Origin of the sequence: Pseudomonas japonica, from assembly GCF_900188455.1 — a bacterium.
Lineage (GTDB): Bacteria > Pseudomonadota > Gammaproteobacteria > Pseudomonadales > Pseudomonadaceae > Aquipseudomonas > Aquipseudomonas japonica.
This window is the reverse complement of sequence record NZ_FZOL01000020.1, coordinates 108,828-134,435: the sequence shown is the minus strand read 5'-3', so window position 1 is coordinate 134,435 and position 25,608 is coordinate 108,828. Positions and strand designations below refer to the sequence as shown.

Annotated in this window: 24 protein-coding genes; 15 read left to right on the top strand and 9 right to left on the bottom strand. The window is 66.5% G+C overall.

Annotated features, from left to right (window positions below):
* Positions 1–104: 104 nt before the first annotated feature.
* Both CHB99_RS22095 and CHB99_RS22090 read left to right on the top strand, forming a co-directional pair.
* The gene (locus tag CHB99_RS22095) at positions 105–1,460 is read left to right on the top strand and encodes an 8-oxoguanine deaminase (protein ID WP_042129789.1); all 1,356 of its coding nucleotides are present in this window, start codon (positions 105–107) and stop codon (positions 1,458–1,460) included.
* 150 nt (positions 1,461–1,610) lie between these two features.
* Positions 1,611–2,564 carry an adenosine deaminase gene (locus CHB99_RS22090; protein WP_042129786.1) on the top strand — a complete coding sequence of 318 codons (954 nt, stop codon included), beginning with the start codon at positions 1,611–1,613 and terminating at the stop codon, positions 2,562–2,564.
* A 37-nt stretch (positions 2,565–2,601) separates the two neighbouring features.
* Here CHB99_RS22090 and CHB99_RS22085 read toward each other — a convergent pair whose 3' ends face one another.
* Positions 2,602–3,324: an ArsR/SmtB family transcription factor gene (locus CHB99_RS22085; RefSeq protein WP_042129785.1), complete on the bottom strand. Its 723-nt coding sequence runs from the start codon at positions 3,322–3,324 to the stop codon at positions 2,602–2,604.
* Between the two features lie 430 nt (positions 3,325–3,754).
* Positions 3,755–4,675 carry a LysR family transcriptional regulator gene (locus CHB99_RS22080; protein ID WP_042129783.1) on the bottom strand — a complete coding sequence of 307 codons (921 nt, stop codon included), beginning with the start codon at positions 4,673–4,675 and terminating at the stop codon, positions 3,755–3,757.
* 116 nt (positions 4,676–4,791) lie between these two features.
* Here CHB99_RS22080 and CHB99_RS22075 point away from each other — a divergent pair, with 116 nt between their 5' ends.
* Both CHB99_RS22075 and CHB99_RS29860 read left to right on the top strand, forming a co-directional pair.
* A complete protein-coding gene (locus tag CHB99_RS22075; protein WP_042129781.1) occupies positions 4,792–5,805 on the top strand; it encodes a zinc-binding alcohol dehydrogenase family protein in 1,014 nt (337 codons plus the stop codon).
* 110 nt (positions 5,806–5,915) lie between these two features.
* On the top strand, positions 5,916–6,083 hold the full coding sequence (locus tag CHB99_RS29860) for a hypothetical protein (protein ID WP_167335891.1): 168 nt from the start codon (positions 5,916–5,918) through the stop codon (positions 6,081–6,083).
* On the opposite strand, the gene CHB99_RS22070 is transcribed toward CHB99_RS29860, so the two are convergent.
* Together CHB99_RS22070 and CHB99_RS22065 are read right to left on the bottom strand one after the other, a co-directional pair.
* Positions 6,067–7,248 (bottom strand): multidrug effflux MFS transporter, encoded by a 1,182-nt coding sequence (locus CHB99_RS22070; RefSeq protein WP_042129779.1) that lies wholly within the window; start codon positions 7,246–7,248, stop codon positions 6,067–6,069. The genes CHB99_RS29860 and CHB99_RS22070 overlap by 17 nt on opposite strands.
* 226 nt (positions 7,249–7,474) lie before the next feature.
* Complete coding sequence (locus CHB99_RS22065; protein WP_042129777.1) at positions 7,475–7,672, bottom strand: heavy-metal-associated domain-containing protein; 198 nt, start codon at positions 7,670–7,672, stop codon at positions 7,475–7,477.
* Positions 7,673–7,819: 147 nt separating this feature from the next.
* Between CHB99_RS22065 and CHB99_RS22060 the strand changes: the two genes are divergently transcribed.
* Genes CHB99_RS22060 through cueR form a run of 3 tightly spaced genes read left to right on the top strand, consistent with a single transcriptional unit; the run spans position 7,820 to position 11,059 of the window.
* Positions 7,820–8,206: a hypothetical protein gene (locus tag CHB99_RS22060; protein ID WP_042129775.1), complete on the top strand. Its 387-nt coding sequence runs from the start codon at positions 7,820–7,822 to the stop codon at positions 8,204–8,206.
* Between the two features lie 55 nt (positions 8,207–8,261).
* Complete coding sequence (locus tag CHB99_RS22055; RefSeq protein WP_042129773.1) at positions 8,262–10,664, top strand: heavy metal translocating P-type ATPase; 2,403 nt, start codon at positions 8,262–8,264, stop codon at positions 10,662–10,664.
* The gene (cueR, locus tag CHB99_RS22050) at positions 10,661–11,059 is read left to right on the top strand and encodes a Cu(I)-responsive transcriptional regulator (protein ID WP_042129771.1); all 399 of its coding nucleotides are present in this window, start codon (positions 10,661–10,663) and stop codon (positions 11,057–11,059) included. Before CHB99_RS22055 ends, cueR begins: the two co-directional genes overlap by 4 nt.
* A gap of 4 nt (positions 11,060–11,063) precedes the next feature.
* Here the strand turns inward: cueR and CHB99_RS22045 are convergent, their stop codons facing one another.
* Both CHB99_RS22045 and CHB99_RS22040 read right to left on the bottom strand, forming a co-directional pair.
* A complete protein-coding gene (locus CHB99_RS22045) occupies positions 11,064–11,957 on the bottom strand; it encodes a PA4780 family RIO1-like protein kinase (RefSeq protein ID WP_042129769.1) in 894 nt (297 codons plus the stop codon).
* Between the two features lie 128 nt (positions 11,958–12,085).
* Positions 12,086–12,877 carry an AraC family transcriptional regulator gene (locus CHB99_RS22040; protein WP_042129767.1) on the bottom strand — a complete coding sequence of 264 codons (792 nt, stop codon included), beginning with the start codon at positions 12,875–12,877 and terminating at the stop codon, positions 12,086–12,088.
* Between the two features lie 85 nt (positions 12,878–12,962).
* Between CHB99_RS22040 and CHB99_RS22035 the strand changes: the two genes are divergently transcribed.
* Positions 12,963–13,985 (top strand): bile acid:sodium symporter family protein, encoded by a 1,023-nt coding sequence (locus tag CHB99_RS22035; protein ID WP_042129765.1) that lies wholly within the window; start codon positions 12,963–12,965, stop codon positions 13,983–13,985.
* On the opposite strand, the gene CHB99_RS22030 is transcribed toward CHB99_RS22035, so the two are convergent.
* The gene (locus CHB99_RS22030; RefSeq protein WP_042129763.1) at positions 13,972–15,249 is read right to left on the bottom strand and encodes an acetyl-CoA C-acetyltransferase; all 1,278 of its coding nucleotides are present in this window, start codon (positions 15,247–15,249) and stop codon (positions 13,972–13,974) included. The two genes, CHB99_RS22035 and CHB99_RS22030, sit on opposite strands and share 14 nt — an antisense overlap.
* Positions 15,250–15,366: 117 nt before the next feature.
* Here CHB99_RS22030 and CHB99_RS22025 point away from each other — a divergent pair, with 117 nt between their 5' ends.
* From CHB99_RS22025 to CHB99_RS21995, 7 genes are all read left to right on the top strand, one after another.
* The gene (locus CHB99_RS22025) at positions 15,367–16,719 is read left to right on the top strand and encodes a 3-oxoacyl-ACP reductase (RefSeq protein WP_042129761.1); all 1,353 of its coding nucleotides are present in this window, start codon (positions 15,367–15,369) and stop codon (positions 16,717–16,719) included.
* Between the two features lie 2 nt (positions 16,720–16,721).
* On the top strand, positions 16,722–17,573 hold the full coding sequence (locus CHB99_RS22020; protein ID WP_042129759.1) for a MaoC family dehydratase: 852 nt from the start codon (positions 16,722–16,724) through the stop codon (positions 17,571–17,573).
* Positions 17,574–18,153: 580 nt separating this feature from the next.
* Entirely contained in the window at positions 18,154–18,459 is a 306-nt protein-coding gene (locus CHB99_RS22015; protein WP_042130553.1) for a MazG-like family protein, read from the top strand.
* A complete protein-coding gene (locus CHB99_RS22010; RefSeq protein ID WP_042130550.1) occupies positions 18,456–19,205 on the top strand; it encodes a methyltransferase in 750 nt (249 codons plus the stop codon). Before CHB99_RS22015 ends, CHB99_RS22010 begins: the two co-directional genes overlap by 4 nt.
* Positions 19,206–19,215: 10 nt before the next feature.
* The gene (locus CHB99_RS22005; RefSeq protein WP_042130548.1) at positions 19,216–19,839 is read left to right on the top strand and encodes a DUF4136 domain-containing protein; all 624 of its coding nucleotides are present in this window, start codon (positions 19,216–19,218) and stop codon (positions 19,837–19,839) included.
* Between the two features lie 22 nt (positions 19,840–19,861).
* Positions 19,862–20,422 carry a DUF4136 domain-containing protein gene (locus tag CHB99_RS22000; RefSeq protein WP_042130545.1) on the top strand — a complete coding sequence of 187 codons (561 nt, stop codon included), beginning with the start codon at positions 19,862–19,864 and terminating at the stop codon, positions 20,420–20,422.
* A 107-nt stretch (positions 20,423–20,529) separates the two neighbouring features.
* Entirely contained in the window at positions 20,530–22,473 is a 1,944-nt protein-coding gene (locus CHB99_RS21995) for a pilus assembly protein TadG-related protein (RefSeq protein ID WP_042130543.1), read from the top strand.
* Here CHB99_RS21995 and CHB99_RS21990 read toward each other — a convergent pair.
* Together CHB99_RS21990 and CHB99_RS21985 are read right to left on the bottom strand one after the other, a co-directional pair.
* Positions 22,458–25,118 carry a PAS domain-containing sensor histidine kinase gene (locus tag CHB99_RS21990; protein WP_052419576.1) on the bottom strand — a complete coding sequence of 887 codons (2,661 nt, stop codon included), beginning with the start codon at positions 25,116–25,118 and terminating at the stop codon, positions 22,458–22,460. The two genes, CHB99_RS21995 and CHB99_RS21990, sit on opposite strands and share 16 nt — an antisense overlap.
* Entirely contained in the window at positions 25,115–25,558 is a 444-nt protein-coding gene (locus CHB99_RS21985; RefSeq protein WP_042130541.1) for a TadE/TadG family type IV pilus assembly protein, read from the bottom strand. The genes CHB99_RS21990 and CHB99_RS21985 overlap by 4 nt, the downstream gene beginning before the upstream one ends.
* Between the last annotated feature and the right edge of the window lie 50 nt (positions 25,559–25,608).

The following is a 25,608-nucleotide window of genomic DNA, read 5'->3' as shown; positions in this document are numbered from 1 at the left end:
GGGTGTAGACTCGACGCCTCGCCCACCGCGGCGGACCTGGATCAGCAGACAGGGCAACACTGAGCTGGCTAACCCTGAACCCACTTTCAGAGGAGCCGGCAACCATGCCTGCGACCCGTATCTGGTTGAAAAACCCGCTCGCCATCTTCACCGCCAACGACCTTGACGCCCGCGGCGGCCTGGTCATCGAAGACGGCACCATCAGCGAAGTCCTCGGCCTCAGCCAGACCCCTTCCCGCCCCTGCGATCAGACCTTCGATGCTCGCGAGCATGTGGTTCTGCCCGGCCTGATCAACACTCACCACCACTTCTATCAGACCCTTACCCGCGCCTGGGCGCCGGTGGTGAACCAGCCGCTGTTTCCCTGGCTGAAGACCCTCTACCCGGTCTGGGCAAGACTGACGCCGGCCAAGCTGGAGCTGGCGACCCAGGTGGCGCTGGCCGAATTGCTGCTGTCCGGCTGCACCACCGCCGCCGACCACCACTACCTGTTCCCCGATGGCCTGGAAAACGCCATCGACGTCCAGGTGGAGGTCGTCCGCAAGCTGGGCATGCGCGCCATGCTCACCCGCGGTTCGATGAGCCTGGGCGAAGCGGACGGCGGCCTGCCCCCGCAGCAGACCGTGCAACAGGGCGAAGTGATCCTGGCCGACAGCCAGCGACTTATCCACAGCTACCACGAGCGTGGCGCCGGCGCCCGCATCCAGATCGCCCTGGCGCCCTGCTCGCCGTTCTCGGTCACCCCGGAAATCATGCGCGCCAGCGCCGAACTGGCCGAGGAACTGGACGTACGCCTGCACACCCATCTGGCGGAAACCCTGGATGAAGAGGATTTCTGCCTGCAACGCTTCGGCCTGCGTACCGTGGATTACCTGGACAGCGTTGGCTGGCTCGGCCCGCGCACCTGGCTGGCCCACGGTATTCATTTCAATGCCGAGGAAATCGCCCGCCTCGGTGCCGCCGGTACCGGCATCTGCCATTGCCCGAGCTCGAACATGCGCCTGGCCTCCGGCATCTGCCCGACCATCGAACTGACCGACGCCGGCGCGCCGGTCGGCCTCGGTGTGGACGGCTCGGCCTCCAACGATGCCTCGAACATGATCCTCGAAGCCCGCCAGGCCCTGTACCTGCAGCGCCTGCGTTACGGCGCCGAGCTGATCACCCCGGAACGCGCCCTGGGTTGGGCGACCCGTGGTTCGGCACAACTGCTGGGCCGCACCGATATCGGCGAGCTGGCCGTGGGCAAGCAGGCCGACCTGGCGCTGTTCAAGCTCGACGAGTTGCGCTTCTCCGGCAGCCACGACCCACTTTCGGCCCTGTTGCTGTGTGGCGCCGACCGCGCCGATCGGGTCATGGTCGGCGGCCAGTGGCGCGTGATCGACGGCCAGGTCGAAGGCCTGGATATCCAGGCGCTGATTGCCAACCACCGCCAGGCCGCGGCGCAACTGATCGCTGGCTGACGAGCAGTAACGGCCAGGCAACAGCTCCCCCTGACACCTGGCCGCCCTGTCGGTCCGGCGCTGCTATCGTTGAACCTGCTGGTCAGGTTTCACCGCGCCGGACCGGCAACCCCTGTAGAATGCGCCGATTGCACCTGATGAGAACGAACCATGTACGACTGGCTTAACGCGCTGCCCAAGGCGGAATTGCACCTTCACCTGGAAGGATCGCTGGAGCCCGAGTTGCTGTTCGCCCTGGCCGAACGCAACAAGATCGCCCTGCCCTGGAACGATGTCGAAACCCTGCGCGCGGCTTATGCCTTCAACAACCTGCAAGAGTTTCTCGACCTGTATTACCAGGGCGCCGATGTCCTGCGTACCGAGCAGGACTTCTACGACCTGACCTGGGCCTACCTGCAACGCTGCAAGGCGCAGAACGTCATTCACACCGAGCCGTTCTTCGATCCGCAGACCCACACCGACCGCGGCATTCCCTTCGAAGTGGTACTCGACGGCATCACCCGCGCCCTCAAGGACGGCCGTGAACAACTGGGTATCGGCAGCGGCCTGATCCTCAGCTTCCTGCGCCACCTGAGCGAGGAAGAAGCCCACACAACCCTCGACCAGGCCCTGCCGTTCCGCGACGCGTTCGTCGCCGTCGGTCTGGACAGCTCGGAAATGGGCCATCCGCCGAGCAAGTTCCAGCGCGTCTTCGACCGTGCCCGCAGCGAAGGCTTCCTGACCGTTGCCCACGCCGGTGAGGAAGGTCCCCCCGAATACATCTGGGAGGCCCTGGATCTGCTCAAGATCCAGCGCATCGACCACGGTGTGCGTGCCATCGAGGACGAGCGCCTGATGCAGCGCATCATCGACGAGCAGATCCCGCTGACCGTCTGCCCGCTGTCCAACACCAAGCTCCGTGTGTTCGATCACATGGGTCAGCACAACATCCTCGACATGCTCGAACGCGGTGTGAAGGTGACGGTGAACTCGGACGATCCGGCGTACTTCGGCGGCTACGTCACCGAAAACTTCCATGCGCTGCACACTCATCTCGGCATGACTGAAGACCAGGCCCGCCGCCTGGCCCAGAACAGCCTCGACGCGCGACTGATCAAGGCCTGATCTCCCGCCCCCGCGCCGCGTGCTTCGTGGCGCATCCTCATCCCATCGACAGCGGCGGTGGCAGCCGGGCAATCTGCTGGATGCCGCGCACGCCACTGGTGGTCAGTTGCGCCACCCGTGACCCGTCGCTGACCCGCAGCCAACCGGACTGCACGAACAGCTTCAACAGACTGCTCCCCAGCGCCCCGCCCAGGTGCGCACGGCGGTCCTGGGCCTCGCCGTTGCACATGCACAGGCTGCACAGGCGACTGTCGCGGGGCGCCAGGGCATCGATGAAAATGCCATGGTGAGCCAGCTGTTCACGCCCCAGCAGGGTGATTTCAAGTTGCTGGTCATGCTGCTCCAACCACTGCGCGTCGAGTAGACGCTGCAACAGCTCCGCCGCGACCTCACCGCCCAGATGGTCCCGACACAAGCGTGCCCTGCGCATCGGTAGAGGCACGCTGAGCACCCGCTCCGCGGGCTGCGCCTTGCGCTCGGATTCGGGGATGGTGACGCTGGCCAGGGCTTCCACCGCGGTTCCGATTTCCGGCGCGGCCAGACGGAAGTAACGCTTGCGCCCGCGGGCCTCGCGCTTGAGCAGCCCACCGGCCGACAACCGGGCCAGATGCGCGCAGGCCGACGATGGGCTCAGGCCGGCCATCATGGCGAGTTCTTCCGAAGGACGGGCCATGCCATCGAGCAATGCCCAGAGCATCGCACTGCGCTTCGGGTCGGCCATCAAACTGGCGATCTGGCTGATACTGGCTATCGGTTGCATCTGTCCACTCCCTGCGTAATTGTCATTGGCGAGGTGAAGTCTCCCCGCGAGCGACGCCCATGGGTCACGCTCGGATCGCTTCGGTATTTCGTCAAATGCATCCATGACGGAACAGGCATCCAGCCTCGTTCCCGCAAGGAAACACTATCTTGGTGGCGACGATTGCCCGGGTCAGTATAAGCCCGCTGACTTGCGCGGATAGCGGCACATTTGCGGCAAATCCCCGTAGGTTTTCCAACCCTTGACGTAAAATATCGACACATTCGAGGCGGTCAAAATACCCTCGCGCTGCCGGGAAATGCCCACGAAACAATACGTTTGCCGTCGAGAGAAACAGGCGACGGCAAACGCATTTCAATTAAATGGCCTACACCCAAAGTAATCACATCCTTCAAGCAAATGCGCAGGGGATGTCGGACATGAAGGGGGATCAATGACTGTGCAAGTCCAGTTCGTCGAGCAGGCCCCGGCACCGCTCGCGCAGCAGGCTGCTCAGCCATTGCACCGACTTGCCCAGTTGCGCCCGATGGGTACACAGCAGGTTCAGCGGCGTGGCCTCGCCGCGATACTGGCCCAGCAGCACCCGCAGGCGTCCGGCGCGCACGTCGGCGGCCACGTCCAGCCAGGACTTGTAGGCAATCCCCTCGCCGGCCAGGGCCCAGCGCCGCACCACGTCGGCGTCGTCGCAGAAACGGTCGCCACTGACCAGCACGCTTTCCTCCTGTCCCTCGCACTGGAAGCGCCAGTGGTCATGCACGCCGCTGCCCAGTTGATACAGCAGGCAGTTGTGCCCGCTCAGTTGCGCCACCGTGCGCGGCTCGCCATGGCGCGCCAGGTACTCCGGCGCGGCACACAGGACGCGGCGGTTATCCACGCATAACGGCACCGCCACCAGGCTGGAGTCTTCCGGCATGCCATAGCGCAGGGCGATATCCACGGGCTGGCGAAACAGATCGGCGTTACGGTCGCCCAGCAACAGGCGCACGCTCAGCCGCGGATGCGCCCGCTGCAGTTCGTCCAGCCACGGCAGGAGCACATTGCGACCGAAGTCGGAGGGCGCCGAGAGCTGCAGCACGCCGCTGATCTCATCCTGCTCGCGGACCAGCAGGCGGCGGCCCTCGTCGAGGCTGGCCAGCGCCGCGCGGGCATGTTCGAGAAAACCCTCGCCCTCGGCGGTCAGGCGCAGGCTGCGGGTGGAGCGCGCCAGCAAGCGTACGCCCAGATGTCCTTCCAGGCGCTTGAGGGCGGCACTGGCCACGGCCGGGGACAGGTCGAGCAACCGCGCGGCCGCCGACAGGCTGCCATGCTCGGCGGCACGCACGAAGAGTTGCAGGTCATCGAAACGCAGCAAGGAAAGCGCCTCCATTTTCAAAAAATATTTGAAAGTTTCTGCGGTTTTAGCGGCTTCCAACCCGAAACGAAAGGATCAATCATGGCCGCCATCCACTTTTTCCGAGGAATTCGCCCATGAAAGCCATCGCCTACTATCAGTCGCTGCCCATCGAAGACCCCGCCGCGCTGCAGGACATCGAGCTGCCGGCTCCCGAGCCGGGCCCGCGCGACCTGCTGGTGGAGGTCCGGGCGATTTCGGTCAACCCGGTGGACACCAAGGTGCGGCGCAACGTCCAGCCGGAAAACGGCACGGCCAAGGTGCTGGGCTGGGACGTGGCCGGTGTGGTCAAGGCCGTGGGTCGCGAGGTCAGCCTGTTCCAGCCGGGCGACAAGGTCTACTACGCGGGCTCGATTGCCCGCGCCGGGGCCAACAGCGAGCTGCATGTGGTGGACGAGCGCATCGTCGGGCACATGCCGCGCTCCCTGGGCTTCGCCGAGGCCGCCGCCCTGCCGCTGACCGCCATCACCGCCTGGGAGCTGCTGTTCGAGCGCCTGCGGATCGCCGAAGGCAAGGCCGACCTGGGCCAGAGCCTGCTGATCGTCGGCGCCGCCGGCGGGGTCGGCTCGATCCTCACCCAACTGGCCAGCCAGCTCACCGGACTCAAGGTCATCGGAACCGCTTCGCGCGCCGAGACCCAGCAATGGGTCCGCGACCGGGGGGCCGATCATGTGATCAACCACCGTCAGCCGCTGGCCGAGGCCCTGCGCGCCGAAGGCATCGCGCAGGTCACGCATGTCGCCAGCCTGACCGAGACCGACCAGCACCTCGACCAACTGGTGGAAGCCCTGGCGCCGCAAGGCAAGCTGGCGCTGATCGACGATCCGAAGCAGCTCGACGTGGTCAAGCTCAAGCGCAAGAGCCTGTCGCTGCACTGGGAGTTCATGTACACCCGCTCGCTGTTCGAGACCGCGGACATGCTGGAACAGCACAAGCTGCTCAACCGGGTCGCCGAACTGATCGACGCCGGCACGCTGAAGACCACCCTCGGCGAGCATTTCGGCACCATCAACGCGCACAACCTGCGCCGTGCCCACCAGTTGCTGGAGAGCGGCGCGGCCAAGGGCAAGATCGTTCTGGAAGGATTCTGAAGATCCGACGCACGGCATGACCGCCAGTCCGTCCCTTGCTTCAGGTCATGTCTTGCCGTGGAAATTGGCGCCTACAATCCAGCGACCTTTGCCAACCGGAGGTAGCCGCGATGAAAGTAGTGCTCGATGCGACGGGAAAGAAACCGGACCGCCCCTGGGAAGTCCGGCTTGATCAGCATGTCGTGAGTTTTCGTAGCGAGGCCGAGGCCCGGGCCTTCCTGAACACCCTGCAGGCCCGTATCCAGGCGCCCCACCCCTTGCTCAGACAGGTCGGCTGAGCTGCAGACGGCGGGTCAGCATCGCTGCTGTCACCGCCGCCGCCCCGCACAAGGTGATGACCATGGCCATGGGCATCGCGCTGCCATCATGCAGGACACCCACCAGTGCCGCCGCGCCCGCGGCGACACTGAACTGCAGGCATCCCAGCAGGGCCGAGGCGCTTCCCGCCCGCGCGCCCTGCCCGTTCATGGCGCAGGCCGAGGCGTTGGGGATGATGCAGCCGAGGCTGGCGATGCAGACGAACAACGGAATCAGCAGCGGCCACAGCGCTTCGGTATGCAGGGCGCTGACGCCGAGCAGCACGGCACCCGCCGCCAGGTACAGCCAGACCATTCGCGCCAGGAGGAAGGCCGGGCCACGCTTTGCCAGCAGGCGCGCGTTGACCTGCGCGACCAGGATGAAGCCCGCCGCGTTGGCCCCGAACAGCCAACCGTAGTGCTCGGCCGGAACGCCGTAGAGCTTGATGAAGACGAAAGGCGAGCCGGCGATATAGGCGAACATGCCCGCCATGGAGATTCCGCCGGTCACGGCGTGGCCGAGGAACAGCGGATCCCTGAGCAGGCGCAGATACTGGCCCAGGGCACCGGACAGCGGCGGACGCGGGCGATCGGCCGGCAGGCTTTCCGGCAGACCACGCAATACCGCCAGTGCGCACAGGGCGCTGAACAGGGTCAGGGCGAGGAAGATCGACTGCCAGCCGTACAGGTTGACCAGCAGACCGCCGAGCATCGGCGCGAGGATCGGTGCCAGGCCCATGACCAGCATCAGTTGCGAGAACACTTTGGCCGAGCCCACCGCATCGCACTTGTCGCTGACGATGGCCCGCGCCAGGACCATCCCGGCGCAACCCCCGAGGGCCTGGACGAAGCGCGCGGCGATCAGCGCATCGAGGCTCGGCGCATAGGCACAGGCCAGCGAGGCGACAGTGAAGAGAATGACCCCGGCCAGCAGCGGCACGCGCCGGCCGAAGCGATCGGCGATCGGCCCGTAGACCAGTTGGCCGATGGACAACCCGAGGAAATAGACCGCCAGGGTGGCCTGGACGTGTTTCTCGTCGGTGCCGAAGGCCAGCGCCATGGCTGGGAAGCCGGGCAGGTAGAAATCGATCGCCAACGGCCCGAACGCACTGAGGGCGCCGAGGATCAGGATGGTTCGCAGGTTCATGGGAATCCGTAGCTAGCTAAGCAAGTTGCCTAGTCTACCGGGGCCCTGCCTGGAAGATGTGAAAAATCGAGGGGCTGTATACGGGGCCCGTAGGAGCTGGCTTGTCGTGTGACGAACCACTGCGAAAGGACTGCGTAGCGGTCCCCGGACCTCACCGCTATCGGGGACCGCTTTGCGGTCCTTTCGCAGGCAAGCCAGCTCCTACGGAAGAGAAGTGGCGCAGCGCCTATATCGCCCGCGCCTCGTAACCCTCGTCACGAATCACTTGCAGGATCTGCTCCGAACCCAGCTCACTCTTCACCGACACCTGCTTCTGCGCCAGATCCACCTTGACCTCGGCCGCCGCGTCCTCGCGCTGCAACGCGTTGGTCACGGCCTTGACGCAATGGCCGCAGGTCATCCCTTCCACACTGAATACTTGCATCGTTGCTGACTCCTGGTTGGATTTGGCCACAGTCTCAAGCTTGCCACCGGGGCAAGGTCAAGTTTGGCGTGACGCTGCCGGGCTGGAAATCCTTGCCCGGGTCGGCCAAGCTGCGTGCTTGTCGAGTTATCAGCAGGAGTTTCATCCATGGGCAAGGCAGCAATCGGCCTCCTCGGTCTGCTGGGGCTGTTCAGCAACGTTCCCCTGGCCAGCGCCGAAGGCCCGTCGGATTACAGCGTGCTGATCATTTCCCGCGAGCGTCTGGAAGTCGCCACCACCTGCGAGATCGGGATCTACCTGAACGACCAGCTCTCCGGGCGTCTGTTCCAGGAGCAGTCCACGTCCTTCAACCTGCCGCCAGGCTCCATCGATATCCGTCTGCGCCTGCAGCCGGGCCAGGCCCCGGGCTGCCTGAACGGTATCGAGAAACAGAGCGCCCAGCGCCTCAGCCTGCGTGCCGGCGAAATCAGCAAATACCGGATCGCCATGGACCAGAGCGGCCTCTATCTGAAGAAGGCCGGCCTGGGCTATTGACCTTGCCAGCATGTCAAGGTTGATGCTGGAGGCCAGTCCACGGAGGAGAGCCCCCATGCCCGAGTCAATCACCTTCGACCTGCCGATCGCCGGCATGACCTGCGCCAGCTGCGCGGGTCGGGTGGAGCGGGCGCTGCGCAAAGTCGCCGGCGCCGAGCAGGTCAACGTCAACCTCGCCACCGAGCAGGCCCGCGTCCAGGCGCCGGCCGATCGCCTGCCAGCGCTGGTCGAGGCGGTCAGCCAGGCCGGCTACAGTGTGCCGACCCACAGCGTCGAGCTGAACATCGGCGGCATGACCTGCGCCTCCTGCGCCGGTCGCGTCGAGCGGGCGCTGAACAAGTTGCCCGGAGTGCGCTCGGTAAGCGTCAACCTGGCCAGCGAACGCGCCCATGTCGAACTGCTCGGCCAGCTCGACAGCGCCACCCTGATCGCCGCGGTGGAACGCGCCGGCTACAGCGCCAGCCTGCCGCACACCGACACGGCCAGCAGCGACGACGGCGCCCGCCGCCTGCGCAACGAGCGTTGGGCCGTGGCCCTGGCGGTGCTGCTGGCGCTGCCGCTGGTCCTGCCGATGCTCCTGCAACCCTTTGGTATTGCCTGGATGCTGCCGGCCTGGGCCCAGTTCGCCCTGGCCACCCCGGTGCAGTTCATTCTCGGCGCGCGCTTCTATGTCGCCGCCTGGAAAGCCGTGCGCGCCGGTGCCGGCAACATGGACCTGCTGGTGGCCCTGGGCACCAGCGCCGGCTACGGCCTGAGCCTGTATGAATGGGCACGGGCCATGCCGGGCATGATGCCGCACCTGTACTTCGAAGCCTCGGCGGTGGTGATCGCCCTGGTCCTGCTCGGCAAGTACCTGGAAAGCCGCGCCAAGCGCCAGACCGCCAGCGCCATCCGCGCCCTCGAAGCGCTGCGACCGGAGCGGGCGTTGCAGGTGGTGGACGGCGTCGAGCGTGACGTGCCGATCAGCGCCCTGCGCCTAGGCGACCTGGTGCTGGTCAAGCCCGGCGAGCGCTTCCCGGTGGATGGCGAAGTGGTCGAAGGCCAGAGCCACGCCGATGAAGCCCTGATCAGCGGCGAGAGCCTGCCCGTGCCGAAACAGCCCGGCGACCGCGTCACCGGCGGTGCCATCAACGGCGAAGGCCGCCTGCTGGTGCGCACCCTGGCGCTAGGCACGGAAACCGTGCTGGCGCGCATCATCCGCCTGGTGGAAGACGCCCAGGCGGCCAAGGCACCGATCCAGAAGCTGGTGGACCGGGTCAGCCAGGTGTTCGTCCCCGCCGTGCTGGTCCTCGCCCTGCTGACCCTGATCGGCTGGTGGCTGGCCGGCGCCACGCTGGAAGTGGCGCTGATCAATGCCGTCGCCGTGCTGGTGATCGCCTGCCCCTGCGCCCTCGGCCTGGCCACGCCCACCGCGATCATGGCCGGCACCGGCGTAGCCGCGCGCCACGGCATTCTGATCAAGGATGCCGAGGCCCTGGAACGCGCCCATGCGGTGAACCGCGTGGTGTTCGACAAGACCGGCACCCTCACTTCCGGCAGTCCACGCATCGTCCATCACCACGCGCTGGATGGCGATGACGCGCAACTGCTGCAACAGGCCGGCGCCCTGCAACGCGGCAGCGAACACCCCTTGGCCAAGGCCGTCCTCGATGCCTGTGCGGAACAGGGCCTGGACGTGCCGGACATCCGCGACAGCCAGTCGCTGACCGGACGCGGCATTGCCGGCAGCCTCGACGGTCGCGAGCTGGCCCTGGGCAACCGGCGCATGCTCGATGAAAGCGGCCTGCAGCCCGGCGAGCTGGCCGACAGCGCCAGGACCTGGGAGGCCGAGGGGCGCACCCTGTCCTGGCTGATCGAGCGCAGCCCGCAACCGCGGGTGCTGGGCCTGTTCGCCTTCGGCGACAGCCTCAAGCCCGGCGCCGAGCAGGCGGTACGCCAACTGGCCGGACGCAACATCAGCAGCCACCTGTTGACCGGCGACAACCGCGGCAGTGCCGCCGTCGTCGCCCAGGCACTGGGCATCGCCGATGTGCATGCCGAAGTATTGCCGGCGGACAAGGCCGCTGAAGTGGCGGCGCTGAAAAAGACCGGCGTGGTGGCGATGGTCGGCGACGGCATCAACGACGCCCCGGCCCTGGCCGCCGCGGACATCGGCATCGCCATGGGCGGCGGCACCGACGTGGCCATGCAGGCCGCCGGCATCACCCTGATGCGCGGTGACCCGCGCCTGGTCCCGGCGGCACTGGAAATCAGCCGCAAGACCTACGCGAAGATCCGCCAGAACCTGTTCTGGGCCTTCATCTACAACCTGATCGGCATCCCCCTGGCGGCCTTCGGTCTGCTCAACCCGGTGCTCGCCGGCGCGGCCATGGCCCTGTCCAGCGTCAGCGTGGTGAGCAACGCCCTGCTGCTCAAGACCTGGAAACCCGACACTCCCACGGAGGAACACAAGGCATGAACATCGGCCAGGCAGCCCGGCGCACGGGTCTGAGTGCAAAGATGATCCGCTACTACGAGTCGATCGGCCTGCTCAAGCCCGCCTCGCGCAGCGACAGTGGCTACCGCCTCTACGGCCAGGACGACCTGCACAGCCTGACCTTCATCAAGCGCTCGCGGGATCTGGGTTTTTCCCTGGAGGAAGTGGCGAAACTGCTGACCCTGTGGCAGGACCGCCAGCGCGCCAGCGCCGACGTCAAGGCCCTGGCCAGCGAGCATATCGCCGACCTCGACCGGCGCATCGAGGAGTTGGTGAGCCTGCGCGACACCCTCAGCGAACTGGTCGCCCACTGCCAAGGCGACGACCGCCCCGACTGCCCGATCCTCAAGGACCTGGCAGCCGGCTGCTGTCACTGAGCGCTCAGCGGGCCCAGGGCGGCGGCGGTTCCTCGTCCTTGACCGGCCCGCGTTCGGCGTCTTCCCGCGCCGCGCGGCGGCGGGCCTCGTCGAACTTCGCCGCCTCGATCTCGCGCATCACGCTGCCCACATCGGCGTGGTGCTCGTCATCCTTCCACTGTCCCGTCAACGCGCTTTCCGGTTGCAGCTCGCCGGCCTGGTACAGCGCCCACATTTCCCTGGCGAAACGGGTCTGCCTGAGTTCCGGCGCGAAACGGCCGAAGTAGTGGGCCATGTTCGCCACATCGCGCTCGAGCATGCTGAAGGCGTGATTGTTGGCCGCGGCATCCACCGCCTGCGGCAAGTCGATGATCACCGGGCCGTCGGGGCCGAGCAGCACATTGAATTCGGACAGGTCGCCATGCACCAGGCCGGCGCACAGCATCAACACGATCTGGCGAATGATGAAGGCGTGGTATTCGCGGGCCTGCTCCGGCTCCAGGTGCACGTCGTTGAGGCGCGGCGCGGCCTGGCCGTCCTCGTCGGTGACCAGTTCCATCAGCAGCACGCCATCGAGGAAATCATAGGGCTTGGGCACCCGTACCCCGGCGCTGGCGAGGCGGAACAAGGCCGCCACCTCGGCGTTCTGCCAGGCCTCCTCGGCTTCGCGCCGGCCGTATTTCGAGCCCTTGGCCATGGCCCGGGCCTGCCGGCTGTTGCGCACCTTGCGGCCCTCCTGGTATTCGGCGGCCTGGCGGAAACTGCGCTTGTCGGCTTCCTTGTAGACCTTGGCGCAGCGCAGTTGGCGACCGCAGCGCACCACATAGACCGCGGCTTCCTTGCCGCTCATCAGCGGGCGCAGCACTTCATCGACCATCCCGTCTTCGATCAGCGGTTCAATCCGTTTGGGAGTCTTCATCGGCTTTTGTTCTGGCTCCTGTCTGCCTCGATTGGTAACGCCTCATGGGCGCGGCGCACACCATAGCGCATGTGCCTAGCGGGGAACGGATCCCGATCAACCGCCACATGGTTTCAATTTACGTCAGTTCAACCCCGGAACAGTTCCCCGGGGGTCGTGCCAAACAATCCCTTGAACGCGGCGATGTACGCCGACGTTGAATCGTAACCGCATCCCAGGGCCGCCTGAATGACGCTCTGCCCCTGCTCCAGCGCGTCGAGCGAGGACAGCAGGCGCATGCGCTGGCGCCAGGCGCGAAAGCTCAGCCCGGTCTCGCGCTGGAACAGGCGCATCAGGGTCTTCTCCGAGCGCCCGAGGCGCTGCGCCCAATGCTCCAGGGTGTGGCCCTGCTCCGGGTTCGCCAGCAGCGTGTTGCAGACCTCCAGCAATCCGGGGTGCTGCGGCAGCGGCAAGGAAAACCCCACCTCCGGCAACGTGCGCAACTGATCCAGCAAGACCCGCACCAGATGCGCCTCGTCGCTGTCGCCTTCGGGGTACTCCACCGGGTACAGGCAGAACTGCTTGATCAGTTCCCGCGCCAGCGGCGTCACCTCCAGCACCCGGCAATGCCCCGGCGCCCAGGCCGCATCGCTGCCGCGCACGTAGAGGCTGCGCATCTCGGCGCGGGTCGAGGTGATCACTTCGTGCTCGACCCCGGCCGGCACCCAGACGCCCCACTGCGGCGGGGCGAAATAGCTGCCCTCGGCGGTGTACACGCCAAGCACGCCACTGATGGCGTAGGAAAACTGCACCCAGTCATGCCGATGACGGGTTGTCCACGACCCGGCGCCGAGGCTTTCGGCCCGCGCAAACAGCGGCCGCGGCAACGCCGCCAGGTCGGGAATCCGACGGGGTGAAGGGTTTTGTCCGTTACTCGGCATCGCTTGGCCTTATGTCGCAAGACGGAAACTGACACGCAGGTTAACGTCGCAGACGATTATTACAAGATGATTCGAAGGTCCGCCTATGCAAGCAATCAAACACCTCAAGCGCGTGGTCACCGACTGGTTCCTCTGCGGCATGTTCCTCGCCACCTTCCTCGCCTGGCTGTTCCCGCGCTTCGGCGCCGCGGGTGGCGGGATGCACGCCGAGTACGTGATCAACATCGGCGTGTTCGTGGTGTTCTTCCTCCACGGCATCAACCTGTCCGGCGAACAGATCCGCCACGGCCTGAAGAATGTGCGCCTGCACCTGATGGTGCAGGTCTTCACCTTCGTGGTCTTCCCCCTGCTGTGGCTGCTGGGCAAGGCAGTGTTCGGCACGCAGATCCCGGCCCTGCTGATGCTCGGTTTCCTCTACCTGTGTGCCCTGCCCTCGACCATTTCGTCCTCGGTGGCCCTGACCGGCAGCGCCGGTGGCAACGTACCGGCGGCGATCCTCAATGCCAGCCTGTCCAGCGTCCTCGGCATCTTCATCACCCCGTGGCTGTGCAGCCTGGTGGTGGGCAGCGGCAGCGACGGCATCGACCTCGGCGCCACCCTGCTCGACCTCTGCGGCCTGCTGCTCGCCCCGCTGCTGCTGGGCCAGGCGCTGCGTCCTTGGCTGGGCAGGTTCTTCGCCAGGTACAAGCGCTACACCAGCGTGATGGACAAGCTGGTGATCCTGCTGCTGGTCTACGCCGCGTTCTGCAACTCGATGATGTCCGGCATGTGGCAGCAACAGGGCCTGTCGGTGCTGGTCAGCGCCTTCGTCGGCAGCGCGGTGATCCTGGCCCTGGTGCTCTGGCTGACCACCCGCACCGCCCGCGCCCTGAAATTCAGCCGCCCCGACGAAATCGCCGCGGTGTTCTGCGCGAGCAAGAAATCCCTCGCCGCCGGGGCGCCGATGGCCGCGCTGATCTTCGGCGCGCACCCCGGGCTGGGCCTGATCCTGCTGCCGATCATGATCTACCACCCGCTGCAGTTGATCGTCTGCTCGATCATGGCCGAGAGCTATTCGAGCCAGCGCGACAGCGCCAGCGACGACAGCCGGCTGGTCAGCGCTCGATGATCGCCGTCACTCCCTGACCGCCGGCGGCGCAGATGGAAATCAGGCCGCGGCCCTGGCCCGCCTGGTCGAGCAGTTTGGCCAGGTTGGCGAGGATCCGCCCGCCAGTGGCGGCGAACGGATGGCCGGCTGCCAGCGAGCTGCCCTTCACATTCAGCCGGCTGCGATCGATGGACCCCAGCGGCTGCGCCAGGCCGAGGCGGTCGCGGCAGTAGTCGGCGTCCTCCCAGGCCTTGAGGGTGCACAGCACCTGGGCGGCGAAGGCTTCGTGGATTTCGTAGTAGTCGAAGTCCTGCAGGCTCAGGCCATGTCGCGCCAGCAGGCGCGGCACCGCGTACACCGGGGCCATCAGCAGGCCTTCGTGGCCTTTGACGAAATCCACCGCGGCAGTCTCGCCGTCCAGCAGATAGGCCAGCACCGGCAGGCCGCGCGCCTGCGCCCATTCCTCGCTCGCCAGCAGCACCACCGCGGCGCCATCGGTCAAGGGCGTGGAGTTGCCAGCGGTCAACGTGCCCTTGTCGCTGCGCTCGAACACCGGCTTGAGGGCGGCGAGTTTTTCCAGGGTCAGGTCCGGGCGCAGGTTGTGGTCGCGGGTCAGGCCCTGGAACGGGGTCAGCAGGTCACCTTGCCAGCCCTCGTTGAACGCCGCGGCCAGGTTCTGGTGGCTGCGCAGGGCCAGTTCGTCCTGCTCCGCGCGCGCGATGCCCCAGTGCTGGGCCATCAGCTCGCAGTGCTCGCCCATGGACAGCCCGGTGCGGGGCTCGCCGTTGCGCGGCAGTTCGGGTTTCAGATGGCTCGGGCGCAGCTTGAGCAGCGCCTTCAGTTTGTCGCCGGTGGTCTTGCCGCGATTGGCTTCCAGCAACACATGACGCAGGCCTTCGCTGACCGCGATGGGGGCATCGGACGTGGTGTCGACGCCCCCGGCGATCGCGCAGTCGATCTGGCCCAGGGCGATCTTGTTGGCCACCAGCAATGCCGCCTCCAGCCCGGTGCCACAGGCCTGCTGGATATCGTAGGCCGGGGTCTGCGCCGACAGGCGCGAGCCGAGCACACATTCGCGGGTCAGGTTGAGCTCACGGGAATGCTTGAGCACCGCCCCCGCGACCACTTCGCCCATACGCTGGCCATGCAGGCCGAAGCGCTCGATCAGCCCCTCCAGCGCGGCGGTCAGCATCGCCTGGTTGCTCGCTTTGGCATAAGGACCGTTGGAACGAGCGAAAGGGATTCGATTGCCGCCGATGATCGCGACCCGACGCAAAACTCGCATTAAGACATTCCTTTTTCGCGAAATAGACGCCTACAGCGTAGGACTTTTTTCCCGCTTCGAACGACCAACGGCCGATCATGGTCCACACTTTGAGGCTTATTTCCGGGAGATGTCCTTATGAGCGACCGCTATATCAACTTCGCCAACTCCGATCTCGGTCGCCGAGTGGTCGGCGCCGTCGGCCTGCCGGCGCCGGCTCGCCTGGAACGCTGGGAGGCCGGTCGGCTGCGGCCGGTGGAGGGTGCGCTGCTGCTTGGTGGCGGCCCGCTGGCGGCGAAGGTGGCGGGGTTTTCCAGCCGGTTGACCAGCGAGGTCTACCGCTTCGCCGACGAGGCCCTGGACCTGCCGGCCTGGGTCGCCGGTCTGGGCGGCAAGCTCAAGGCGGTGGTCTTCGATGCCAGCACGTTGAGCGACATCGACCCGCTCAAGCAACTGCGCGAGTTCTTCCAGCCCCTGCTGCGCAGCCTCGATCGCTGCGCCCATGTGGTGATTCTCGGACGCGCCCCGGAATATCTCGATGAGGTCCTGGCGCGGGTTGCCCAGCGCGCGCTGGAAGGCTTCGCCCGTTCGCTGGCCAAGGAGCTGCGCAACGGCGCGACCCTGCAACTGCTCTATGTGGCGCCGGATGCCGAGGATCAACTGGAAGGCGCCCTGCGCTTCTTCCTGTCGCCGAAAAGCGCCTTCATCAGCGGCCAGGTCCTGCGCCTGGAAGCCTGCCGCGAGCAGGTACAGGACTGGACCCGGCCGCTGGCGGGGCGCAAGGCCCTGGTCACCGGTGCCGCACGGGGTATTGGCGCGGCCATCGCCGAAACCCTGGCCCGGGATGGCGCCGACGTTGTGCTGCTCGACGTGCCGCAGGCCGCCGACGACCTCAAGGCCCTGGCCGAGCGCCTCGGCGGCCGTGCCCTGGCCCTGGACATCTGCGCCGCCGACGCCGCCGCGCAACTGCTCGACGGCCTGCCGCAGGGCATCGATATCGTCGTGCACAACGCCGGCATCACCCGCGACAAGACCCTGGCCAACATGACCCCGGAATACTGGGATTCGGTAATGGCGGTGAACCTCAAGGCCCCGGCCGTGCTGACCCAGGCCCTGATCGACGGCGGCGCCCTGCACGACCACGGACGCATCGTGCTGATGGCCTCGATCAGCGGCATCGCCGGCAATCGCGGGCAGGCCAACTATGCGGCGAGCAAGGCCGGGCTGATCGGCCTGGCCCAGGCCTGGGCCCCCCTGCTGGCCGAGCGCGGCGGGAGCATCAACGCAGTGGCGCCGGGCTTCATCGAAACCCGCATGACCGCGGCCATCCCGTTCACCCTGCGCGAAGCCGGGCGGCGCATGAGTTCGCTGGGCCAGGGCGGCCTGCCCCAGGACGTCGCCGAAGCGGTGGCCTGGCTGGCCCAGCCGGGCAGCGGCGCGGTCAATGGCCAGGTCCTGCGGGTGTGTGGCCAGGCGGTGATGGGGGCATGACGATGACCCGGACCTGGCAAGATCTCGGACACACCGCCGGCCTGTCCGGCTTGTATGCGAAAGCCGCGACGAAACGCAGGATCAGCGGCGACAGCCTGCCCCGCCATGGCCTGCGCTGCAGCCTCGATGTCGACGAGGGCAACCTTGACGCCTATCGCAAGCTCTGCCTGTTCACCCATGACGGGCGCCTGCCGCCGACTTATCCACACGTGATGGCCTTCGCCCTGCAGATGCAGTTGCTTACCGCGAAGGACTTTCCCTTCCCTCTGCTCGGCCTGGTGCACCTGGGCAATCGCATTCGCGTGCTGCGTCCGTTGGGGGGCATTTCGCGGCTGCGCTTCGCGGTGTCCGTGGAAAACCTCGCCCCTCATGAAAAGGGCGCGACCTTCGACCTGCGCACCGATGCCGAGGATGGTCTCGGGCTGATCTGGTCGGAGAGCAGCCGCATGCTCTGTCGCGGAATGAAGCTGGAAGGCGAGGTTCCGGTCGCGCAGGTTGCGGAGCCGCTGGAGATGAGCGAGCTGACCCGCTGGTACGCCGACAGCGATATCGGCCGGCGTTACGCCAGGGTGTGTGGCGACTACAACCCGATCCACCTGAGTGCCCTCAGCGCCAGGCTGTTCGGTTTTCCCCAGGCCATCGCCCATGGCATGTGGAGCAAGGCCATGGCCATGGCGCACCTGCGTGGGCATCTGCCGCGCAGCGGGTACGAGGTGGCGGTGGAATTCCACAAGCCGGTGCGCTTGCCCAGCGAGGTGCTCCTAGACTGCAGCGCCGAGGCGCCGAGCGGGCAGTTCCGCCTGAGTGGGCATGGCGGATTGGTGCATATGAGCGGGGAATGGCAGCCGGTGTAGGCCGGTGATGGCTCCTGTGACCTTCAGGGCCTCATCGCTGCATGAGTATCTACACAGCTCCGAAAGCCTGACAGGAAACTGTATCAGGGCCGCCAGGTGCCCGTCTTGAGTCTTGCAGCGCCCTCCAGATCGAGCGCCGCCCGCGCGGCGCATCGCGGGCAATGCCCGCTCCCACATCTTTTGCAACGTGCCATGGCCTGTTGGATTTGAGTTGTCAGCCTTTGTTTTTTCGGCGATGCATCGCGGGGAGGCTGTTGGGCTCGACTCGGTATCGCGTCGAACCAACAAGGCTGTCAACCATGGCCTGTCAGACATAGGTACGTTGCAACCGATGTGGGAGCGGGCGTTGCCCGCGATGCGCCGCGCGGGCGGCGCTCGATCTGGAGGGCGCTGCAAGACTCAAGACAGGCACCTGGCGGCCTTGATGCGGTCCCCCGACAAGCCTTCGAAGATGTGTAGATACCCATGCTCATCGCTGGCAAGCCAGCGATGAGGCCCTGAAGGTCACCGATCGAGCCCACCGCCCCCCTTGCCAGCCCCGCCCATCCCCCTGAAGCTATACCGCCTCAGGAGACCCGAAATGAATCTGCACGAACTCACCCAACGCCTGCACACCATCCGCGACAACAACGACTGGCGCGGTTTCCACAGTCCGAAGAACCTGGCCATGGCCGCCAGCGTGGAGATGGCCGAGCTGGTGGAGATCTTCCAGTGGCTCAGCGAGGACCAGTCGCGGCAACTGCCCGCCGATCAACTCGCCCATGCCGGCCAGGAAGTCGGCGATATCGTCCTCTACCTGCTCCTGCTGTGCAGCGAGCTGGGTCTGGACATGGAGCAGGTGGTGCGGGCCAAACTGGCCGACAGCGAGAGGCGCTTCGCCAAATGAACGACCGTCATTTCGATGCCCTGGCGACACGCTTCGCCGAGAAGATCTACGGCGGCGCCAAGGGCGCGATCCGCCTCGCGGTGCTCCAGGCCGACCTCGCCGAGTGCCTGCCGGACCGCCCGCTGCGCATCCTCGATATCGGCGCCGGCCTCGGCCACATGGCCCTGTGGCTGGCCGAGCGCGGTCACCAGCTGACCCTCGCCGAACCCGCCGCACCGATGCTCGACGGCGCCCGCGAACGCTTCGCCGCCGCCGGCCAGCCGGCGATCTTCATCCAGGCACCCTGGCAGGACCTGCTCGGCGAACTCACCGAGCCCTACGATGTGGTGCTGTGCCATGCGGTGCTGGAGTGGCTGGCCGAACCCGAATCGATCCTGCCGGTGCTGCACCAGCTGACCCGTGCCGACGGCCTGCTCTCGCTGGCCTTCTACAACCGCGACGCGCTGGTCTATCGCAACCTGCTCAAGGGCCATTTCCGCAAGATGCGACGCAACACCCTGGCCGGCGAAAAGCAGAGCCTGACCCCGCAGAAACCCCTTGATCCGCGCGAACTCCGGGCGCAACTTGAAGGTCTATGGCAGGTAGAAGCGGAAAGCGGCGTACGGGTGTTCCACGACTACATGCCGACGGAATTCCAGGCCCGCGCCGAACTCATCGACCTGCTGGAAATGGAACTCGCGCACCGTCGCCACCCGGCATTCGCCGGCCTCGGCCGCTACCTGCACTGGATATGCCGACCCCGTTAGGGAGAGCCAGATGCCGTACCGTGTCGTTCTTGCCTTCGCTTGCCTGACCCTGGCCGCCTGCCAGGGCAGCAATCCCTACGTCGCCAGTTCCCGACCGCTGCCACCCGCCCCCGCGCAGGCCGCCAGCACCTTCGACGCCAGCGCCTACCCGGCACCGCCCCGCGACTACGGACGCTACCGCAGCTGGAGCTGGCGCAACGGCCAGTTGCCCGCCGGCAGCGCCACGGCCGATCCGGCGCAGCTCGCCGAAGCGGTCGGCAGTGCCCTCGACCAGCGTGGCCTGCGGCCGGCACGCACGGCCCGCGGCGATCTGCTGGTCAGCGCCGATGTGCGCCTGGAACGCCGCCTGCGCCAGTACCGCGACGATGACTACTACCCCTATGGCGGCTACGGCGGCATGGGCTACCGCCACGGTTACTACGGCAACAGCTACGGCGTGTACGGCAGCGTGCCGGTGATCCGTACCTACCAGGTCGAGGTGATGGTAGTGCGCGTCGATCTGTTCGATGCCGGCAGCGGCCAGCCGGTGTGGAGCGCCAGCGCCGAGAGCGACAGCCGGGGTTCCCTGGCCGAGCGCGCCGACGCCCTGCGCGAGGCCGTCGACAAAGCCATGAGCGGCTATCCTCCCAGCTAGTCACAGGAACCGGAGAATCATCATGCTGCGCCGTCTTGTCTTGTTTTCCCTGCTGGCACTGCTCGCAGCCTGCCAGACCAACAACGTCAGCCAGGACTTCGACGCCAGTCGCGACTTCGCGGCCTACCGCAGTTGGGTCTGGCAGGAGCCGGCGCTGCAGTACCGCCCGGACGACCCGCGAATCAAGAGCGACCTCACCGAGCAGCGCATCCGCCAGGCGGTCAGCGGGCAACTCGACCAGCGCGGGCTGCGCCCGGCCCAGCCCGGCAGCCCCGGCGACCTGCGGGTGCAGGCCTACCTGATCGTGGAAAACCGTCATCAGCAGGTCACCACCCAGTACGGTGGCGGCTGGGGAGGTTACTGGGGCGGCTACTGGGGCGGCCCGATGTACAACGAGACGCGCACCGTCGAATACAAGGTGGCGACCATCCAGATCGACCTGTTCGACGCCCGCGACGGCAAGCTGGTCTGGCGCGGCAGCGCCGAGCAGGTGATGAACCACTACCCGCCCACCCCGGATGAACGCAACACGGCGATCCAGAAGACCGTCACCCAGGTACTGTCCAACTATCCGCCGCACTGATCCCCACCGCTCCAGGCCGGTCGCCGATGCAGGCGACTGGCCATATCCTCGACTACACTGGATGCACGCACGCAAGGTGCACGGCCCATGCCGGCAAAGGAGTGCTCGTGTCCCCCCGATTCGCGAAACGCCAGCGCGGCGCTATCGGCCTGATGGCGGCGCTGACCCTGGCCGTGGCCCTGGCCTTCGGGCTGCTGGTGGCTGATGGCGGGCGGCTCTACATGGAGCAGCGCAACCTGCAGCGGGTGGTCGACATGGCGGCACTGGAGGCCGCGGGTCAGAGCGCCAGGTGCACCGGCAGCGGGGTCCAGGCGGCGGCACTGGCCAATGCCGCGGCGGCACGCAACGGGTTCAGCGTCGGCAATGGCAATACGTTGGTGACCAATTGCGGCAAGGTCGCGACAGGCGCCAGCAGCCTGCGTGGCTTCACGGTTGATGCCAGCATCGCCGAAGCCATCAGGGTAGCCGGCAGCACCACCGTATCCTCCAGCTTCGCCGCCGGAATCAGGGACTTGATGGCCGGACGCAATCTGTCCAGCACAACCGTACTGCATGCCCAGGCGGTGGCTACCGCGATACCAAAGGCCATGCTGCGCCTGCGTTCGACCCTTGCGACCATGGATACGCAAAAATCGGTACTGCTCAATGCCCTGCTAGACCCTCTGGGCGGCCGTATCAGCCTGGATGCGGTCGGCTGGCAAGGCATCGCCAACACCGATATCAAGCTGCTGGATTTCCTCGATCAACTGGCGATCGACGTCAATGTCGGTGCCGGCCACTACGACGAACTGCTGGCCAAGAAAATCACGGCCACCAAACTCATACAGGCCGCCGCCACGGTGCTCGCCCAAAGCAGCGCCGCTGCCGACGTGGTGACCAACCTGGGCAGGATCGTGGTCGGTGCCGACAACAGCACGCTGATCCAGCTCGGCGACATCCTCGACTTGCAGAACGGTACTGCCGCCGCCGGACTGGATGCCTCGCTCAAAGTCATCGACCTGATCCAGGCGACGGCACTGCTGGCGGCGAAAAACAGCGCGGCGATAGTACAGATTCCGCTGAACTTGCTCGGCCTGGTGAGCGGTACGATTCGCCTCAAGGTGATCGAGCCGGAGCAGTTATCCGCCGTGGGCAATCCCGCTACCGACGATATCGAGGTGCATACTGCCCAGGTTCATGCGCTGGTTTCGTTGAACCTGCCCATCCTCAACACCCTCACCGGCCTGACTAACGCCGTGCTGAGCCTGGCCTCGCCCTTGACGACCCTGATCAACAACCTGCTCAGCCTGAACCTCAACGGCACCTTGCAGTCGCTCGGCTGTGCGCTGGGGGTACCGTGCAAGGTCAGCGATATCAAACTGATGCCTGGCGTGCAGAGCATTCAGATCGGACTGGAAATCGCCCAGGCCAGCAGCAAGGTGAGCGACTACAGCTGCACACCGAACAAGCAACTGACCGCTGCAACCAAAAGCTCCGCGCTGCATGTGGCCGTTGGCACCTTCAACCCGCCGGAGGCTTTTTTTAACGACGGTGTGACGAGCGTCAAGGCGATCCCGTTGATCGATTTCGGCACCAATGTCTGCACCAGCATCCTCGGGCTGGGCACCTCATGCGGGACAAGGGTACCGTTGGTCGGAGGTGGCGTAGGTTTCGTGATCAACACCCATGTGCTGAGCAGCAGCACCAATCCCGACGCGGCCAATGATGTCGTTTTCTCGGGGGAGTATGCCCCGCCAGGCCTGTCTCAGCGCGCGGTTTACAAAACCGCAACCAGCAACCTCAATCTGGTGAGCAGCCTGAACGGCACACTCACCGGCGTGGAGCTGCTGACCTACAAACCCATGGGCAGCAATCCCTTAGGTGAAGTGGTGACCTCTGCCACGAGCCTGTTGACCACCGTGAAGAACATCCTCCTGCCGCAGCTCACCACTCTGCTCGGCCGCCTCGCCGACCCTTTGATCAACTCGCTGCTGAAAGTCCTCGGCATCGACCTGATGGTGGTCGACGTTGGCGTCAACATGGACTGTGGCCGCGCTCAACTGGTGATCTGAAGCGGCAACTCGACCCTGAACCGCGCCCCCCGCGGCCCATTCTCCACCGCCAGGCTACCGCCCATGCTCTCGATGATCCGGTAGCTCACCGACAGCCCCAGGCCGGTGCCCACGCCGACCGACTTGGTGGTGAAGAACGGCTCGAAGATCCGCTCCAGCAGGCGCGGTTCGATGCCGCCACCGTTGTCCTCCACCCACAGCCGCAGGCATTGCCGGTCGTGCTCGGCGCGCACGGCGATCCAGGGCTGTTCGATGGCTTTCTCCAGCAGCACGTCGCGGGCATTGACCATCAGGTTGATCAGCACCTGCTCCAGCTGGTCCTGATGGCCGAGCACCGGGCATCCCGTCACGGGCTCGCCGAGCTGCACGGCGATACCCTTGCCGGCCAGCCCCTCGGCCAGCAGCGACAGCGCGCCCTCCACCGCCTGCCAGGGTTCGAACAAGGCCTGCTCGACCTCGGAGCGACGACCGAAGACCCGCATGTGATCGACCACCTTCGACGCCCGCAGGACCTGGCTGTCGATGCGGCGCAGTTTTTCCTGCAGGTACTGCGGATCGGCATCGCCGTTTTCCAGGCGCTTGAGCGCATTGACCACGGCCATGCGCATGACATTGAGCGGCTGGTTGAGCTCATGGGCAAGGCCCGTGGACATTTCGCCAAGGGTCGCCATCTTCGCGCTCTGCAGCACCAGTTGCTGGCTGCGCCGTACCTCGGTGTTGTCGCGCCCCACCGCCTGGATCTCCAGGAGCCGCCCCTGCTCGTCGAACAGGCCGCGATCGGACCATACCCACCAGGCATGCTGGCGCCCGGGCAACTGCATGCAGACCTCGTCGCTGCTCAACGGCTGCTCGGGGCTGAGACGGGCAATGCGTTCGAGGAACAGCACGCGCTGCGCCGGCGACATCCACTCGCCCAGGTTCATCCCCGGCAACTGCGCCGGCACGCATTCCAGGTAGTCCGCCAGCGGGCGGTTGCCATAGAGCAGTTCGAGATCGGGGCGATAGCGACAGATCATCGCCGGCGAATCCTCGACCAGCACCCGGTAGCGCTCCTCGCTCTGGCGCACGCGCTCGGCGGCCAGGGTCGCCTCGGTGGTGTCGAGCCAGATGCCGATCGCCTCCACCGGCATGCCCAGGTCGTCACGCAGCAGCCGGACCTCGTCGAGGATCCAGTGCCAGTCGCCATCCCGGTCACGCAGCCGGTAGCGCCCGCGCGCCTGGCCTTCACGCAGCAGGGTGCGGGTGCGTTCCAGCCACAAGGGCAGGTCGTCCGGATGCACCCACTGCGCCGGCTGCAGGGTTTCGCCAGGGGCCGCCTGCCAGCCCAGCAGCGGTTGCAGGCTGGCGCTGAAGAATTCGGCGTGCAGGGCGCCCTCGGCGTAACGCTGGATGTAGATCACCGCCGGCGAACTGGCGATCAGGTTTTCCAGGCGGGCATGGGCGGCGTCGGCTTGCTGTTCATGCTGCTTGATGTCGCTGATGTCGAGCATGAAGCCACGCAGCCGGCGCGCCTCGCCCTGACCGCTGACTTCACCGCTCAGGCGGTACCAGCGCGGCGGATGACCGATCAGGCGCAGGCACAGCTGCAGGCTGCCTTCCTGCCGTTGCACCGCGGAAAAGGTCAGCAGGGTCGCTTCGCGGTCCGCCGGATGCACCAGCGCCAGCCAGTCGCTCAGCGGCACCCGCGCCGCCACGCCGAAACTGGCGGCCAGCCCCGGCGCCAGGTGCAGGCACGGGTCATGCGGGGCCCACTCCCACCAGCCGGCGCCGAGCAGCCCCTGGACGTGATCCAGGCGTTGCTGGCTGGCCTTCAGGCGATCGCTGGCCAGGCGCGCCAGCAAGGGCTCGATCAGGGCATCGGCGAGCAGCAGCGCGTCATCGTCCAGGCGTGGCTGACCGTTGTCCTCGCAGAGCAGCCAGGCCCGCACCTCATGCTGCTGGGAGTGCGGCATCAGGTAGAACGGCAGCGCCAGCGCATTGAGGTCCGGCCGGCCGCTGCTGTGCAGCAGGTGGCCGCTGGGCAGCCCGCCGAGCAGGGCGCCCAGGCGCTGCTCGCGCAGGGGCAGGTCGGCACCGCTCCGGGCGTAGGGTTTCCAGGCACCATCGAGCGGCAACAGCAGCACCGCCCAACCGCTCTGCCAGTGCCAGGCCAGGCGCCGCAACTGCTCGCCGGTTTCCTCGACAAGACACTCCAGGCTGCAGCCGCGCATCGTCGTGGCGATCTGCCCGGCGAGCGTTTGCCGCTGCTGCGCGGCAAGGCCCTGGCGTTGCGTGTGGACCAGGTCGCCGATGTCGAACACCTGCAGCAGCCAGCCTTCGGCCTGAGCCAGGAGCCAGCCACGGGTATGCAGGGTGCGCCCGCCGGCCGCACGAAAATCCAGATCCAGTGGATGCGTCTGCCAGTCCGCCGGCTGTCCCTCCAGGGCCAGCAGACTGTCGGGCTGCACATAGTCGTGCAGATGCGCCGACAGCTGTGCCGGCAGGGCCAGGGCGGTGCGCAACGGACCGCTCAGGCGCAGGACCCGGCCCAGGTCGTCCAGCCACAGTTGCAGGCCGACCGCGGGCGGCGCCGGCGTCGGGCTCAGGTCGCGGGTTTCGCCGGCGCGGGCGCGCCAGCGCTCGAAGAGTCCCGGACCGCCGTTCAAAGTTGCAGGCTCGTCTGGGTGCCCAGGGTCGCCGGCAGCTTCGGCACCTCGCCCAGACCTGGCAGGACCAGTACCGGCAAGGTCGAGGTCAGTTTGCTCTTGCTGTAGTGGATGCTCACCGTGAGCAGATTGCCCGAAGACAGGTTCACCGTGGCATCGCTGGAGAACTGGAACGCCAGCGAACCCGGCAGCCAGGCCAGTTGCTGCTCCAGGGTCTGCCGGGCGAGGTTCTTGACGTCGGCGTTCCAGGTGGCACTGTTCGGGTCCAGGGCCACGCAGCGGCGCACCGCTTCGCTGCTGGCCTGGTTGAACGACTGCACCATCAGCATGGGCAAGCCATAGCTGAGCAATCCGTAGAACACTGCGAAGAACATCACGAAGACCACGGCGAACTCGATGGCCACCGCACCTTTTTGCCGTCTCGCGAGGCTTGCTTTCATGATCGCGTCTACCCTGACAATGACACCTCTCAGACAAGCATAGAATCAAT